The organism is Cellvibrio mixtus subsp. mixtus J3-8, from assembly GCF_000766945.1.
Classification (GTDB): Bacteria; Pseudomonadota; Gammaproteobacteria; order Pseudomonadales; family Cellvibrionaceae; genus Cellvibrio; species Cellvibrio mixtus_A.
The window spans coordinates 149,549-165,819 of sequence record NZ_ALBT01000032.1 but is presented as its reverse complement, the minus strand read 5'-3'; the positions used below and the strand labels follow the sequence as shown (position 1 = coordinate 165,819).

14 protein-coding genes are annotated in these 16,271 nt (G+C 46.5%); 1 reads left to right on the top strand and 13 read right to left on the bottom strand.

The annotated features are described in order from the left end of the window. Positions 1–2 precede the first annotated feature (2 nt). The 12 genes from lpxB to pyrH form a co-directional block, all read right to left on the bottom strand. Positions 3–1,151 (bottom strand): lipid-A-disaccharide synthase, encoded by a 1,149-nt coding sequence (gene lpxB, locus A596_RS00740; RefSeq protein ID WP_039911933.1) that lies wholly within the window; start codon positions 1,149–1,151, stop codon positions 3–5. Positions 1,152–1,204: 53 nt separating this feature from the next. Then, complete coding sequence (lpxA, locus tag A596_RS00735) at positions 1,205–1,975, bottom strand: acyl-ACP--UDP-N-acetylglucosamine O-acyltransferase (RefSeq protein ID WP_235425584.1); 771 nt, start codon at positions 1,973–1,975, stop codon at positions 1,205–1,207. 45 nt (positions 1,976–2,020) lie between these two features. Further along, a complete protein-coding gene (fabZ, locus tag A596_RS00730; protein WP_039911929.1) occupies positions 2,021–2,458 on the bottom strand; it encodes a 3-hydroxyacyl-ACP dehydratase FabZ in 438 nt (145 codons plus the stop codon). A gap of 26 nt (positions 2,459–2,484) precedes the next feature. Beyond that, a complete protein-coding gene (gene lpxD / locus A596_RS00725; protein WP_039911927.1) occupies positions 2,485–3,513 on the bottom strand; it encodes a UDP-3-O-(3-hydroxymyristoyl)glucosamine N-acyltransferase in 1,029 nt (342 codons plus the stop codon). Positions 3,514–3,526: 13 nt separating this feature from the next. Further along, positions 3,527–4,039: an OmpH/Skp family outer membrane protein gene (locus A596_RS00720; RefSeq protein WP_235425583.1), complete on the bottom strand. Its 513-nt coding sequence runs from the start codon at positions 4,037–4,039 to the stop codon at positions 3,527–3,529. A gap of 39 nt (positions 4,040–4,078) precedes the next feature. Further along, positions 4,079–6,703 carry an outer membrane protein assembly factor BamA gene (gene bamA, locus A596_RS00715; RefSeq protein ID WP_084127908.1) on the bottom strand — a complete coding sequence of 875 codons (2,625 nt, stop codon included), beginning with the start codon at positions 6,701–6,703 and terminating at the stop codon, positions 4,079–4,081. Positions 6,704–6,768: 65 nt separating this feature from the next. Then, the gene (gene rseP / locus A596_RS00710) at positions 6,769–8,127 is read right to left on the bottom strand and encodes a sigma E protease regulator RseP (RefSeq protein ID WP_039911924.1); all 1,359 of its coding nucleotides are present in this window, start codon (positions 8,125–8,127) and stop codon (positions 6,769–6,771) included. Positions 8,128–8,168: 41 nt separating this feature from the next. Further along, positions 8,169–9,365 (bottom strand): 1-deoxy-D-xylulose-5-phosphate reductoisomerase, encoded by a 1,197-nt coding sequence (gene ispC / locus A596_RS00705; RefSeq protein WP_039911922.1) that lies wholly within the window; start codon positions 9,363–9,365, stop codon positions 8,169–8,171. 1 nt (position 9,366) lies between these two features. Beyond that, a complete protein-coding gene (locus tag A596_RS00700) occupies positions 9,367–10,221 on the bottom strand; it encodes a phosphatidate cytidylyltransferase (RefSeq protein WP_052417084.1) in 855 nt (284 codons plus the stop codon). After that, positions 10,214–10,948, bottom strand: coding sequence for a polyprenyl diphosphate synthase (gene uppS, locus A596_RS00695; protein ID WP_039911920.1), 735 nt, complete (start codon positions 10,946–10,948; stop codon positions 10,214–10,216). The genes A596_RS00700 and uppS overlap by 8 nt, the downstream gene beginning before the upstream one ends. A gap of 137 nt (positions 10,949–11,085) precedes the next feature. After that, entirely contained in the window at positions 11,086–11,643 is a 558-nt protein-coding gene (frr, locus tag A596_RS00690; RefSeq protein WP_039911919.1) for a ribosome recycling factor, read from the bottom strand. After that, positions 11,640–12,374, bottom strand: coding sequence for a UMP kinase (gene pyrH / locus A596_RS00685; RefSeq protein WP_039911917.1), 735 nt, complete (start codon positions 12,372–12,374; stop codon positions 11,640–11,642). The genes frr and pyrH overlap by 4 nt, the downstream gene beginning before the upstream one ends. Positions 12,375–12,627: 253 nt before the next feature. Here pyrH and A596_RS00680 point away from each other — a divergent pair, with 253 nt between their 5' ends. Continuing rightward, positions 12,628–13,947, top strand: coding sequence for a GGDEF domain-containing protein (locus tag A596_RS00680; protein ID WP_039912120.1), 1,320 nt, complete (start codon positions 12,628–12,630; stop codon positions 13,945–13,947). Between the two features lie 36 nt (positions 13,948–13,983). Here A596_RS00680 and A596_RS22510 read toward each other — a convergent pair whose 3' ends face one another. Continuing rightward, entirely contained in the window at positions 13,984–16,095 is a 2,112-nt protein-coding gene (locus A596_RS22510; RefSeq protein WP_235425582.1) for an eCIS core domain-containing protein, read from the bottom strand. Between the last annotated feature and the right edge of the window lie 176 nt (positions 16,096–16,271).

Below are 16,271 nucleotides of genomic sequence, written 5' to 3'. Positions count from 1 at the left end.
CCTCAGGACTTTTTGCTGATCAATTTTACGATGGCATCGGCAGCGCGCGCGCTGGCATCTCTCTTCAGTTCATTGTGCATGGTTGCAAATGTATCGCTCAACTGCTGTGCCTGGTCGGGATTTTCAAAATAATTCATGACAGCACTGCTTAGTGCTTCCGGTGTTGCCTTGTCCTGGATTAATTCAGGAACCAACATTTTTTGAGCAAGCAAATTAGGCAATGAAATCCAGGGCGTTTTTACCAACCAGGATAAAATCAAATGCGATAAGGGCGCTAACTTGTAGGCAACTACCATAGGTTTCTTTAGTAACAGCGCTTCAAGCGTGACCGTACCTGATGCAAGTAACACGACATCGGCTGCTGCCATGGCTTCATGAGAATGACCATGTACCAGCTCAATGGGAAAATCGACGTAATCATTAAGCTCGATATGCAATTGACGGTAACGATCAGAATTCGCAGCAGGAATAACAAAGTGCAAACTTGGATCCTGCTCCAGACAGTAAACAGCAGTGCGCATAAATAAATCGCCCATGCGTTCAACCTCTGAAGACCGGCTACCGGGCAACAACGCCACAATCCTGCCCTCTTCCGGCAATCCCAGCATTTTGCGTGCGGCAACTTTATCGACCTGCATTGGAATTTCATCAGCCAAATGATGGCCAACAAATTCGACAGGAACATTATGCGCTTGATAAAACTTTGCTTCGAATGGCAACAGCGTCAGCATTAAATCCACTGAGCGTGCAATTTTAAAAATTCTTTTTTGTCGCCACGCCCACACAGAAGGACTCACATAATGAACAGTCTTGATTCCTTTTTCCTTTAACGATGCTTCCAACGGAATCGTAAAGTCAGGTGAATCGATTCCGATAAAAACCGCAGGAGGATTGGCGATAAAGTGTTCACGCAAAAATTTTCGGATGCGCAACAATTCCGGTAAACGCTTTAACGGCTCAATCAATCCCATAACCGCCAAACGATCCTGTGGAAAATAAGAATGAAAGCCTTCAGCCAGCATGCGTGGGCCGCCGATTCCGGAAAATTCTGCATTGGGGAAATGTTTGCGCAATTCATGCATTAATGCTGCGCCGAGAATATCTCCGGAGGCTTCTCCGACAACAATACCTATGTGTATGTGATCAGACACAAGCCCTCCGGATTTTTATACAATAAATCTATCGCTGGATGCGCAATCTTGTTCTAACGAACAATACCGCGCTCGGATGATTTTAGAGAATCGATTAACAATTGCAGTGATGCACACTCAGCGACCTGGGTGTCCAACTCCGCAAGCGCCTCATCAAGAGTCAGCCCGCGACGGTAAATAGTTTTATAAGCTTTGGTTAAAACAGCAATATCGTCTTTGGAAAACCCGCGACGACGCAAACCTTCTACATTAATATTTTTTGCTTCCGCCGGGCTGCCGTTAACCATGACATAGGCTGGAACATCTTTACCAATCGCAGTACCCATCCCGGAAAAGCTATGCGCACCGATTTTGCAAAACTGGTGGACCAATGTGAAGCCGCTAAGAATTGCCCAATCGCCAATATGAACATGGCCAGCCAATGCCGTATTGTTTACCAGAATGCAGTGATTTCCGATTACGCTGTCATGCCCAACATGAACATACGCCATTAACAGGTTATGACTACCGATAGTCGTTTCGTTGCGATCTTGCACTGTACCGCGATGAATGGTGACGCCTTCGCGAATGGTATTGTGATCACCAATAACAAGGCGTGTGGGCTCACCTTTATATTTCAGATCCGGAGTATCTTCACCAATGGAAGAGAACTGGTAAATACGGTTGTGCTTGCCAATCCAGGTCGGCCCTTTGATGACGACATGCGATGCAATCACGCTGCCCTCACCAATTTCTACATCAGGGCCAATCACAGTCCATGGCCCAACTTCTACGTCAGCAGCAAGCCTTGCATCCGGATGAATAATTGCAGATGGATGAATCAAAATAATTTCTCACTCATTGCTAAAGATAAAGATGAATATTTCACCTTATATGCTGCGATCCGCGCAAAGAATGGTTGCAGATGCAGCAAGAACTCCATCAACACTGGCCTTACATTCGAATTTCCAGATACCGCGCTTTTCAGACACTACACGCGATTCCAATTGCAAACGATCACCTGGAACAACCTGGCGCTTGAAGCGAACGTCATCCGCGCCAGCAAACAAGTAAATAGAACCGTCCTGTGGTTTTTTATTCATGGTTTTAAAACCAAGAATACCTGACGCTTGCGCCATTGCTTCAATAATCATTACACCGGGAAATACGGGAAAATGGGGAAAATGACCGTTGAATACCGCCTCATTGATGGTGATATTTTTGTAAGCGACAATAGACTCGCCTTCAACCAACTCGACTACGCGATCCACCAGCAAAAATGGATAACGGTGAGGAAGGTATTCGCGAATTTCATTAACATCCATCATGGTCGATGACCCCAAGCAAAATAAAATTATTCTCCACCGCTACAATTGCGGTCGAGTTTGATTAGACGCGTTGCCAATTTATCGAGCTGGCGAAAACGCGCCGCATTCTTGCGCCACTCTTTAGTTGGCCCAAGCGCAGTTCCAGAAGAATAAGAGCCAGGCTCAGTAATTGAACCTGTTACCAGACTCATGGCTGTAATATGTACCCTATCGGTAATTGTCAGATGCCCGACTATGCCAACCGCACCTGCAATCGTACAATATTCGCCAATAGTGGTAGTGCCAGCAATTCCTGTTTGCGCGGCAATTGCAGTACCTTTTCCAATACTGACATTATGGGCAATTTGCACCTGGTTATCGATGATAACACCATCAGCTATGCAGGTATTATCCAATGCACCGCGATCAATACAAGTGCACGCACCTATTTCAACGTTGTTACCAATAACAACGCCACCCAGCTGATGAATTTTTACCCACTCACCAGCATCAGGCGCAAAACCAAAACCGTCTGCGCCAATTACAGCACAGCTATGTATGCGGCAATCGGAACCAATACTGACACCGTGGTAAATACTTACCTTGGCCGCCAGTTTTGTATTATTTCCAATCACACTGTCATCGCCAATATAGCAACCAGGCCCAACGACAACCCCATCACCCAATTTCACACCATCGCCCAAAATGGCGTTGGCACCTATGGAGATATCATTCCCCAATATACAGTTAGTACCGATAACAGCTGTAGGGTGAATTCCGGGAAACGGGGCACGAGATGATTCAAATAATTTTGTTGCTTTTGCATAAGCAACATAAGGTTTTTTAACAACCAGTTTATTACCGGCAAATTCTTCAATTAAATCCGGATGAATAAGAACAGCACCTGCTGAAGTAGCAGGAAGGTATTTTTTGTAAGCGGGATTTGCAATAAAGGTTAAATCGTTGGCTGTTGCAGTTTGCAATGTAGCCAACGCACTTATTTCCTGATGCGGGTCACCGATTAACTCGGCCTCCAACAAGGCTGCAAGCTCAGCTAATAAATAAGTGCGCGCCACAATAAACCTGAACTTATTTAGCTTTGTTGAGCAGTTCAGTCACTTTTGGAGTTAAATCATTTTCCGGCTTCGCCATCATCACTGATTTGGCATCAACGATCATGGAAATATTTTCAGATTCAACCAATTGCTTTACCGCAGCTTCCATTTTTGGACCAAGTTCTTGCATAACTTGTTGCATTAACGCCTGCTGTTCAGATTGCAGTTTTTTGCCCTGGAATTGGTAATCCTGACCAAGGCTTTGCAGTTTCTTTTCTTTCTCGGCGATTTGTTCCGCACTCCATACCGATTTATTTTTTTGATATTCAGCCTGCAATGCTTTGATATCTGCAGTCAATCCATCCAGCTTGGCTTTGGCGGCTGCAAACTCGGCGCTCTTTTGCAATTTATCAAATTTTGCTTTGGCAGCCGCAGTACCCATCACAGCTGCAGTAGGGTCCAGCACTACCACTTTTCCCTGTGCCCAAGACACAGCAGATACCAGTGATAAAGCCATTACAGCGAATAATTTTTGTGTAACAGTCACAATCTTTTCCTCTTAAATAATCAGATAAAACATTTATTGTTAGAAAGTTTGCCCCAAGGAGAACTGGAACACTTCAGTACGATCAGCTTCATTTTCCCTAATAGGTTCGGCAATACTAAATGTCATAGGGCCGAAACCTGATATCCACGTTAAACCTAAACCCACCGAAGCGTTGATGTGATCAATATCAACATCATAACAATTCGATTGCGTTTTCCCACAGTTAGTATCAAACACATTACCAGCATCAAGGAATAATGTTGTTTGAATAGAACGTTGATCTTTAATGAAAGGTAATGGGAACAAAACCTCCGCCCCACCCTGAATCAAAACATTACCACCAAATGCTCCACGGTTACGGCCAACATAATTATTGTTATTGGCGTTAGTCATCAATTCGCCAGCGGTACAACCTCTACCACCGGGGGCATTAGGATCTTCGCATAAAACATATGCCGGTCCGCCTCTTTCGCTATCCTGGCGTATACCATCACCATTCAAATCATCCCAAATAGTGTAGTTGTAAACTTCCGTACGAATATAAGTACTGCGAGGCCCCAGGGTATTACGTTCAAACCCGCGCACAGAGCCAAACCCACCAGCGTAGAAGTTTTCAAAGAATGGTAACTCGTCCAAACCACCATAAGCATCTGCATATCCCAAACGAGTATGCAGCCTCAGCGTGAAGGCACGGGTCAAAGGTATAAATAACTGGCCATTGTAGTTAAGTTTGTAATATTCCAGATCGCCGCCTGGCAAAGAAATTTCAAACGAGAACTGTTGTTGGGCACCACGATTGGCCAACACACCACGGTTCAATGTAGATCTCAACCAATACACACTGGCCTGGGCATCATTGAAAGTATCACCGTAGATATCCAGGAATCCTTTTGGCCCCAACATATCCTCAGTAATATCCTGAGGTTCATAGAGCCCTGCCGGATAATCAAAACCATTTGCCTCACGCAAGAGCAACTCGTAATTTTGTGCTTGTGTGATGTAACCAATTTCAGGATTCCAATTCGGCGAACGAATAATTTCCTGGGATGAATAAGCTGTTGGAGTTACTTCCAGGCTACGCAAGCCAATGTCAAAACCAATACGCTCGATATCAGAAATTGGATAACCAAAATTCAACTTTCCACCATATACGTTGGTGCTGTACGGCGTGATGTTATAAGAACCATAATCACTCTTCGTGTAATACAAACTAACACCGCGACTTACACCATCTGGCGTGAAATAAGGATCGTTGTAATTAAAGTTATACGCTGTTTGATAACGGTTATGGCTGAAACTGAAGCCCACTTGCTTACCAGTACCGAACCAGTTGTTTTGCTGGATGCTGGCAGAAAACAATAGCCCGGAATATTGTGCATAACCTATCTGTAAACCCATGCTACCTGATGGTTGTTCTTCTACAGTGTATTCCACATCAATTTGATCTGAAGTACCTGGTACTTCTTTGTTTTCTACTTTTACTTCTTTAAAGAAACCCAAACGCTCCAGGCGAACTTTGGAGTTTTCAATTTGTGCAGAGTTTGCTGAACCACCTTCCATTTGGCGCATTTCGCGGCGCAACACTTCATCAATGGTTTTGGTATTGCCACGGAAATTTACGCGGTTTACATACGCACGCTTACCCGGCTCAATAAAGAAAGTGATTTTTACTGTTTTATCAGCATCATTGCGCTCTGGCATACCTTCTACCTTGGCGAATGTATAACCTTCGTTACCTAAACGTTTGGTTACATACTCTTCCGAGGTAGTCATTAAAATTTGCGAGAAAATTTGCTCCGGTTGCATCAGGATCATGCTGCGAATAATCGCTTCATCAATCGCAGGATCACCCGCAAGCTCTACACTACTGACTTTATAAATATCACCTTCAGTAATATTAACCGTCACAAATATTTTGGATTTGTCCGGACTTAAGGAGATTTGTGAAGAATCAATTTTAAAATTCAGATAACCGCGATCCATGTACCATGATTCCAGACGCTCCAGGTCACCTTTCATTTTTTCTTTATTATATTTGTCGTTGCCAGTAATCCACGACCACATACCGGTTGTTTTCAGTTCAAACAAATCGATCAATTCTTCTTCGGTATATTTCGTATTTCCAACAATATTGATCATTTTGATGCGCGAAGGACTACCCTCATCAATTTTCACCAGGACTTTAACCTGGTTACGAGGCATATCTTCAATTTCAATATTTACACTGGCGCCGTAGCGACCCTGGTTAACATACTCACGCTGTAATGCCTGAGTGATACCTTCAAGCGTTGCACGTTGGAAAATTTGCCCTTCGGACAAGTTGTTATCTTTCAAACTGTCCATCAGGTTTTCAGTCTTGATGGCCTTGTTGCCCTTCAGTTCAATTTTATTAATTGCCGGGCGTTCTTTAATTACCAATACCAAAACATCGCCATCGCGCTGGATAGCAACATCAGAAAAATAACCCACTTTAAACAGTTCACGGGTGGCGTTCTGAATATCTGCCTGGGTAAGCACATCACCAACACGAATCGGCAGGGCACTGAACACAGTGCCAGCAGAAACCCGCTGCAAGCCTTCAACACGAATGTCACTTACCCGAAACGTTTGTGCCTGTACCGCCACAGCGAGAAAAAGCACGAGCAAACCGCTAAAAAATCGCATCAAAACTTGCTTCATAGAATCTGTTCTAATCATTAATGGATGTTGGTTGCAGCCAGGCGGAGCTGTTAGAGCCGCATTATGTCGTTATAGATTGCCAGTACGCTCAGGCTAATGACCAAAAAGAGACCAATCTGGTACCCCAGCAACTGCACCTTGTCGGACACCGGTTTCCCCTTAATTACTTCAATGAAGTAATAAAATAAGTGACCGCCATCCAGCACAGGAATGGGCAATAGATTGAACACCGCCAGGAACACACTCAGCAAGGCGACAAAACCAATAAAACTTATCAAGCCGCTCTCGGCTGAAGAGCCCGCCACCTTAGCAATGGTTATCGGTCCACTCAAGTTTTTCGTGGAAATTTCGCCAAGAATCAATTTTTTGACTGATAAAAGAACAAAACCGGTGGTTTCCCATGTTTTGTTGAGCCCCGCAATAAAGGCTCCGGCAAAAGAATAGTTGTAAATGCGCAGCACACTATCGGGAAATTCATATGCTTGAGGCCCCATTCCGACCTTTCCCTGCGTCTTTCCTTTTTCATTAACAGTATCGGGAATTAATGTCAGTGTTAAATCCTTACCTTCGCGCTCAACAGTTACCTTTAACGGTGACCCAGGTCGCTCCCGCACATATTCCACCCAGACCCTCCAGTCAGTTACCGCCAACCCATCCACCTGGACCAGCTTATCGCCAACCTTGAAACCAGCCCGCTCGGAGGGACTATCAGGTAGTACATCACCGACTACGGCAGGAATTGCCGGCAATTGAAGATTTATGCCCAAACCTGCAACAGGATCCGGATCAGCAGCATCACGCAACCACTCATGTAATTGGGTTTCGGATTCGTATTGGAAATGGGAGTTATCTGAATAGGAGACCGTAAAACTAATAGTTCCCGTTTCTCCCAAACGATTAAGCAGCACCCGGTTTAGCGCTTGCCAGGTTGGAGTTGGCAGACCATCAATTGCCACAATTTGCTGGCCCTTTTCAAGTCCGGCATGTGCAGCAATAGAATCGGGAGCAACAGAGCCGATTACCGGAATAATTCCGCGCTCCCCTTGCCACAATAGCAATCCCCAGAATAAAAGAATCGCCAGGATAAAATTGGCAATTGGACCAGCAGCTACAATCGCGATCCGCTGCCATACCGATTTATTATTGAATGCCATATGGCGCTCTTCAGGCGCGACAGCACCTTCACGTTCATCAAGCATTTTGACGTAACCGCCCAGAGGCAAGGCAGCAAGCGCATATTCAGTACCCTGGCGATCACGCCACGACCACAGGACCTTGCCAAAACCTATTGAAAAACGGTGAACCTTTACCCCACAACGGCGCGCCACATAAAAATGCCCGAACTCGTGGATAGAGACGAGAACCAAAAGCGCCACCAGAAAAGACAAGATTGTCTGGAGTATTGCCATGTACCTAACCTCAGGGGGAACTTGCGAACATCAAGCGGACATTACCAATGTGCAATCAGCTGCTGCGCCAAGGCTCTGGCCTCAGTATCGGCGCCTTGGACATGCGCGAGATCAACCGGTTCAATAGAGGGCAAATGCGACAACACCTCACCGATCACAACAGCAATCTGGTCAAACCGGATTCGGCGCTGTAAAAACGCTGCAACGGCTTCTTCATTAGCCGCATTTAAAATCGCCGGCGCAGTACCTGAAACTTCTGCTGCCTGCTGGGCCAGTTGCAAACAGGGAAAACGTGTGTAATCGGGGCTACTGAAATCCAGGCGAGCGGTAGCGATCAGATCAAGGCTCGCCACTCCCGACTCAATACGCTCCGGCCATGCCAGTGCATGGGCAATTGGCGTACGCATATCAGGATTTCCCAATTGCGCGAGAACAGAGCCATCAATGTATTCCACCATGGAATGAATCACACTCTGGGGATGGATTACTACCTGGATTTGCTGCGGACGAGCATTAAACAACCAGCAGGCTTCAATCAACTCCAGGCCTTTATTAAGCATAGTGGCGGAGTCGACCGAAATTTTCTGCCCCATACTCCAATTTGGATGGGCACATGCCTGCTCAGGGGTAACCTTTGGTAAATCGGAGATAGGGGTATTTCGAAACGGCCCGCCCGATGCAGTCAGCAGCACTTTACGGACCCCACTGGATTTTAAACCATCACCAAGATAATCAGCCCGGTGATTGGGAAGGCATTGAAAGATTGCATTGTGTTCACTGTCGATAGGTAAAAGCACCGCCTTGTGTTCAGCGACTGCACGGGTAAACAAACCACCCGCCATCACTAATGCCTCTTTATTGGCAAGCAATACTTTTTTCCCCGCCCTGACTGCCGCCAGGGTCGGCAAAAGTCCTGCTGCGCCGACAATCGCCGCCATCACCGCATCAACACTCTCATGCACAGCAACCTGCTCAAGTGCAGTAGCCCCTTGAAGCACTTCGGTTTTACATCCCTGGCGCCGCAATTCCAGCTCCAGTTCTCGCGCTGAGTCCGGATCTTTTAACACAGCATAGCGCGGTTGATGCACCAGACATTGGGTTGCCAACTCTTGCCACCGGCGATCTGCCGTCAATGCGAATACCCTATAGCGCTCAGGATGACGCGCAATCACATCCAGGGTACTGACCCCGATAGAGCCGGTCGCCCCTAAAACTGTGATTGATTGAATTACTGACATATCAAACACTCGCGCCAGAACTGAATACACCGGTAGCCAACAATGCCATTGCAAACACCGGTGCACCGGCAGTAATCCCATCTACCCGATCAAGAATGCCTCCATGGCCAGGCAGTATGCTGCCACTGTCTTTCACACCGGCGTGCCGCTTGACCATACTTTCCAGCAAATCACCCAATACTGACACCAAACTGGTAGGCATTATCACCAGAAGGATTCCGATCAAACCAAGCCCCAATGCCTGGCTTAATATCAGAGCCAACAAGCAGTTGGCGATGAATCCCCCGGCAAATCCCTCCCAGGTTTTTCCGGGGCTAACTGCCGGCGCCAGTTTATGGCGACCAAAGCGGCGACCGGCAAAATAACCACCGCTGTCAGCAACGGCAACGACGAGCATTAACAACAAAACCAGCCAGGCGCCATTCACCTGCTGCCGAACATAAACCAATGCAACCCAGGTAGGAATTAACACTACCAGTCCCATCAACAAACGCAGCCCTTTATGACCCCAGAGAAGCGCGCTGGACGGATATCCTTGCACCAGCAATAAGGCCAATGCCCACCAACCACAACCAATCAGCAGCAAATCGCGAATAGCTTCATTATTTAAGCGCGGACTGGCCTCCCCCTCAAACCCGAGATAAACCGATGCCCCCACCATCAATGCCAATATCACCAGCACATAAAGACTGCGTTGCCAGATCGCAGAGAAACCGGAAAGGTTAGCCCATTCCCAAGCCCCAATGAGTACGACCGCGCCGATAAAAAATGAAAAATATCCAGAGGGAAGACCGAACAATGCCGCGAGGAAAATCGCAGCCAGAATTAAGGCAGTAATAACGCGCTGCTTAAGCATTGAGTGCACCCGCTTCGATTTGATCGCCCGTCATACCAAAACGACGTTGACGCTCGTGAAAACTATTGGCCGCTTTTTTCAATTCATCACCATCAAAATCCGGCCAAAGCTTGTCACTGAAAAATAATTCAGCATATGCGCACTGCCACAGTAAAAAGTTACTAATACGCACCTCACCCCCTGTACGAATCAATAAATCCAGTGGTGGCAAGTTGGCAAGGCACGTATGTTGATGCAGTGATTCTTCGGTTATATCAGATGGGACCAATTGGCCATCTACAACCTGTTGCGCCATTTTTTGCGCAGCCTGGGCAATATCCCACCGGCCACCATAATCAGCCGCTATTACCAGCGTTGTTTTTCCGCCAGCAGTGACCTCTTCCGCCGCAGCAATTGCTTTTTGAATGGACGGGCTAAAACGTTCACGATTACCAATCACACGCAACGCGACGCCTTTTTTCTTTAATGCTTTAGCTTCATTTTTAAGATACAGCAGAAACAGGGACATCAATGCTTCTACTTCCAACGGCGGGCGCCGCCAGTTTTCGCTACTGAATGCAAATACCGTCAATACTTCTATACCTAATTCCTGACAGGCAGCCATTACATCGCGGATACGCTCCACACCTACTTTATGGCCAGACACTCCCGCCATGCCACGCTGCTTGGCCCAGCGATTATTGCCATCCATAATGATCGCCACATGGCGAAGATTATTGTCAGTCACGCGCTTCTCCCAACGACAGGCTTATATGTTGACGCAAACAAAAATTTGCCTGTTTTACTTTCGGTAGTGGTGTTTGCAAACTATCAGGCCCGGCATTACCGGGCCTGATTATTGGATACTGCTTAATGCACTTCAGATTAAATCGCCATCAAATCTGCTTCTTTTGCAGTCAAGGCCTTATCAACTTCGGCAATATATTTATCCGTGATTTTCTGGATATCATCTTGCGCACGACGATCATCATCTTCGCCGATAGCTTTATCTTTCAATAATGCTTTTACATCGCCCAATACATCGCGACGCACATTACGCACAGCAACACGGCCATTTTCTGCTTCTGCACGTGCTTGCTTGATAAAGTTTTTACGGGTTTCTTCAGTGAGCATCGGCAATGGAATACGAATCAAACCATTATTCGTTGAGGGGTTTAAACCCAGATCCGATTTCATAATCGCTTTTTCAATCACCGGCACCAGATTGCGCTCCCACGGACTAACCGACAACGTGCGGGCGTCCTCGATATTAATATTCGCCACCTGGCTCAGTGGTGTCGGAGTGCCGTAATAATCCACACTGATGCCGTCCAACAGACTTGGGTGAGCACGACCAGTACGAATTTTATTGAAATTATTACCCAATACTTCAATCGCTTTCTTCATACGCGCTTCAGCATCTTTTTTGATGTCATTAATCATGATTTATCCTCTTCAATCAAAGTACCTTCGTTGCTACCCACAACGATATTCAACAGTGCGCCGGTTTTATTCATGCGGAAAACCCGTACCGGCATATCGTGCTCACGGCACAAACAAATTGCTGTCAAATCCATTACACCGAGTTTTTTATCCAACACTTCATCGTAAGACAGGCGATCATATTTAGTCGCAGTTGGATCTTTTTTCGGATCGGCGGAATAAACCCCATCTACCTTTGTAGCCTTCAATACGATATCAGCATCAACCTCGATGCCACGCAAACAGGCAGCAGAATCTGTAGTAAAGAAAGGATTGCCCGTACCGGCAGAAAATATAACAACTTCACCTGAGTTTAAAAAACGCACAGCACGGCGACGATCATAATGCTCTACCACACCACTCATGGGAATGGCTGACATAACACGGGAGGAAATATTGGAACGTTCCAGCGCATCACGCATTGCCAGGGCATTCATCACTGTGGCCAGCATTCCCATGTGATCGCCAGTTACACGATCAAGCCCCGCCGCACTCAATGCCGCACCGCGGAACAGGTTGCCGCCGCCAATCACCAGGCCAACTTGTACACCAATACCCACTAACTGACCAATTTCCAGAGCCATTTTGTCGAGTACTTTAGGGTCAATCCCGAATCCTTCGGTTCCCATCAGCTCCTCACCACTCAATTTCAATAGGATACGCTTGTATTTCTTATCTCTGGGGCTGGACATAAATGCTCTCCAAAACAATGAGTTAGCCGCAAATGCCCGCCTCAACCGGGGGCCGAAAAAAATCAGTGCAGTGTAACAGAAAAAGCCCCCCGGTTTACGGCCGGCAACACCTTTTTCAACTTCTATTATTGCCAGCCCAAACAAAACCCCTTTCTCTTAGTCAAATAAACAATAAGAAGATTTTTAAGATTGATTTCCCCGGAGCCTCATTGATACTTATGCCAAACCAAAAAGAATGCCGTGGCCCTACTCAATGAATGACAAAAACTTTAATAGTGTACTCCTCGCCTCCATCCTCATTACCCTGATATTGGTAGTTGGCGTCCATTTTGTTCCCAACAAACGACTCCTGTTATTGCCGGATAGCAGTGCCCGCCTCTATCTGTTAACCAAGCAACTCCCCGACGGAAGCCCCTCGTCCGAATGGACGAATGACCAACACACCGCCTGGAAATGTACAAAGCCCGAACACTACAACATTGATTATTTCCCCTGCGCATTTACGATAGACATGTCCAAATCCGCCGAGATAGGCATAGACTTGTCCAGCTTCAATCACATCAATCTGCATTTAAATTACCAGGGCAGCTCCAATAAAATCCGAATTGCCATTCGCAACTTCAACAATGATTACTCCAAAGCCAGCGATAACAACAGCACCAAATTTAATGCCATCCAGATTCACGCAAGCGAACTCAATAAAGAATTACACCTGCCACTTTCATCATTTGCGGTCGCAGACTGGTGGTTAACACAATACAACATTCCCTTGTCGCGCTCTGCACCGGAAATGAACAACACCATGGTTATCACCGTCGATTTTGGCGAGCCAATACAATCAGGTACCCATAGCTTCGAACTGAAAAAAATCGAACTGCAGGGCGATTGGATAGCAGTGGAGTATTGGTACCTGGGCATTCTTATTTTGTGGCTGGGCAGTATTTTTATCTTTGCCATCAAGCGCCTGTTCGAATTAAACGAACAAACCCGACACGACACACAAGTGATTAACCAACTCAGTAACACCAACGAACAACTTCAAGAGGAGACCAATAAATTCCGCCGCTTGTCGACAGTCGACCCCCTGACCCAACTCTACAACCGCTTTGGTATCGATCAGATTATTGCCAGCTTTTCCGGCAGCAGTCACCTGCACTCCCCCAGCATCCCAAACTATTCGCTATTGGTTATCGACATTGACCATTTCAAACACGTCAATGACCAACACGGTCATGACTGTGGCGATTTGGTGCTTCAACACATCGCCAAAATTATTCAATCCAATTTGCGCGCAGGCGATTTTGTAGGCCGTTGGGGCGGCGAGGAATTTGTAGTCATCATGCCCGGCGCCAACCAAAAAACTGCCATGGCAATCGCAGAGATAATTCGCGAAGTTATTTTCAATACACCATGCAACCTGGAAAAACCATTAACTGTCAGCGCAAGTTTTGGAGTAAGCGAAAGGCATATTGATGAAGATTTTGCGAGCTGTTTCAAACGCGCCGATAACGCGCTTTATAGAGCCAAACAGCAAGGCAGGAATTGCAGTGTTTATGCAGAAGAGCAGCTTTAGCAAAACATCCTGTACAACAGACACCCACCGAATGAATTAATCATTATCTGGAGATTTTTTACTTGAAGAAGTGTTGTAGAGCGTGCCCTTTTTAAATAACTTGTTCCGTTCCCAATTGTCCGCGTTTTCCAATTCGGTGCCACTTTTTCCCTGTTTGGGTTTGTAGGAATATGAAACATAAGAAAGGGAGGCAGGGAAAAAACCACCGCGCGCATCGAAAGGCTCCTCATCATTAAGCTCAGGTGAGTCGCTCATGGTGACTGAATATGAGTATACTCCCCCACCCTCCATCACAGCCTCTTTTAACGGCGCCTCGACTGCTCGTTCAAACTGCTGATTCAGCGAACCTGTCATAGGTGTCAAATTTTTATCAATCGCCGGACCATGCAAATGATGATTCAGCAGATGCCCTTTTAGGTAGGGAGACCAATTACCATCAGACTCAGGCTCAGAACCTGATGTATTTCCCGGTCTCATTGTTAATGGGAACGCATTCATTGACGTTGCCACATCATACTCAATATCCTCATCAGAGCTTAACGCAAGTGTACTGACTTGACCGAAATCCACTTTTGTCTTGGGAAGGTATAAAACCCTCTCCCGCATACCAGATTGAGGAATCTTACCTTTCCCCCGCTGATAACCAGTGATTGCATCATATGCAGCCTCAAGAACCTGGCGAACAACCCCGCCATACTCCATGCTCCAGGGAATCGATAAGGCGTTAAATTGCGCCTCCAGCTCCAGCGTCATACCGCTTGTTTCACCAGAATTTAATTCCAGCGCATCGTGGACACCAGGTGGCCGCCCCGAAGCTGACCCGGTAAATGTGGCTGACAGACCATTGGTCAACTTCGCAGTCATTTTGTATCCCCCCTCTAATGGCTTATGAGGTTCAGCCTTATCGAGTTCGACAATAACGCAAAGAATATGTGAGGGCACAAAAGTAGCTGAATTATTACCAGTTTCCGGCTCCACCTTCACTTCATAAGCAAAATATCGCGCCTCGTTATAAATCATTTTCTTTAATGGATCTTCGATATTCTTTGAATGGACACCATTCAGTTGCCGCGAGAAAGGAGCGAAATTCTTTGCCTCTGCCGGACCATGCAACAAATGATTCAGCAAATGCCCCTCCACATTAACCCCCCAGCGCGAACCAGTGGCATCCGAACCACGATTATCACCAGGATTCGTCGTTAATAGACTGGCTCGCATCCAGCTACCGCGCGCAAGCCCACCCTCTGAATATGAACTCACAGGGCCATACTCAACTTTCGAAGGAGGCGTTCCTGTTTCATCACCATGCTTTTTTAAAATGGGCGTCAATACATCTGAGAGACCGGTTTCCCAACCACCTGACAACTTGTAAAACACGGTGAGGATATTATTAATTCGATCCAGATCAGGATCGATTGACCCCGCATTATCAATATCCTGTATCAATTTATAGAGTGCCGGTAAATCACTTTCCCCAAACGGGGTTCCATCAAAATCACTTAACAGCTTTAGTCCTGCCCCCTGAATTACACCAACCATTTGATGAGGTACCGATAAAACAGGAGCTACCTCTTTTAATCCTGTCGCGTGAACACCACCCATCTGCAATGCCCTCGCCCCCATAATGTCAGCTTCACTCTCCAGGCCAGAATCATCATTAACCAACAAATTCCCTTTCATTTGTACCGTTGGCTTAACCCTGCCTTGCGCCTGCTGCACCACGTGCCATGCCTCATGCGGCAAATGCCTTTCCTGCCCCGGTGCCACATGAATCTCACTCCCCTGGGCGTATGCATGGGCATTCAACTGTGCAGGTTTTTCGGAGTTATAGTGGACCTTCACGTGATCCATACTGATCCCGGAAAGGTTTTCTATCCCCGCCTTTAAATTATCAGGCAACCCTGTGTTGTTGGATTTTTGCTGTGCTTTTAATTGCGTTGACGATGCAGTGGTTTTCATTTTGGCTTGCAACGTCTGCAAATTTTGCTGATGCGGGCTGGCCGCCATACTTGCCTGAACGGATTTTAATTGCGCCGCGTGATCCCGCTGATCATCAAATAACAATTGCGGATCAACAACAACTTGTGCCTCGGATTTCGCCTGATGCTGACTGGAGTGATCAGCAGGAGCCTGCACGTTGGTTTGCATTTTTTATCAATCCTTTCCTGGCACAATATTAGGGTCATTTGGAAGCGAGCAAGCAGCAAACAAGAAGCTCAAAGCCTAGACAGCAACAAGGAACAAGACAACTACGCCACATTACTCCGACACAAAAATATGTTTCATAAAAAAACCCGCGCAAGCTACCCTGCGCGGGTTTTTTA

Bases quoted from the DNA above. Each gene is read 5' to 3' on its own strand.
- fabZ (WP_039911929.1), bottom strand. From the start codon at position 2,458: ATGATGGATGTTAATGAAATTCGCGAATACCTTCCTCACCGTTATCCA.
- bamA (WP_084127908.1), bottom strand. From the start codon at position 6,703: ATGCGATTTTTTAGCGGTTTGCTCGTGCTTTTTCTCGCTGTGGCGGTA.
- rseP (WP_039911924.1), bottom strand. From the start codon at position 8,127: ATGGCAATACTCCAGACAATCTTGTCTTTTCTGGTGGCGCTTTTGGTT.
- ispC (WP_039911922.1), bottom strand. From the start codon at position 9,365: ATGTCAGTAATTCAATCAATCACAGTTTTAGGGGCGACCGGCTCTATC.
- A596_RS00700 (WP_052417084.1), bottom strand. From the start codon at position 10,221: ATGCTTAAGCAGCGCGTTATTACTGCCTTAATTCTGGCTGCGATTTTC.
- frr (WP_039911919.1), bottom strand. From the start codon at position 11,643: ATGATTAATGACATCAAAAAAGATGCTGAAGCGCGTATGAAGAAAGCG.
- pyrH (WP_039911917.1), bottom strand. From the start codon at position 12,374: ATGTCCAGCCCCAGAGATAAGAAATACAAGCGTATCCTATTGAAATTG.
- A596_RS00680 (WP_039912120.1), top strand. From the start codon at position 12,628: ATGAATGACAAAAACTTTAATAGTGTACTCCTCGCCTCCATCCTCATT.
- A596_RS22510 (WP_235425582.1), bottom strand. From the start codon at position 16,095: ATGCAAACCAACGTGCAGGCTCCTGCTGATCACTCCAGTCAGCATCAG.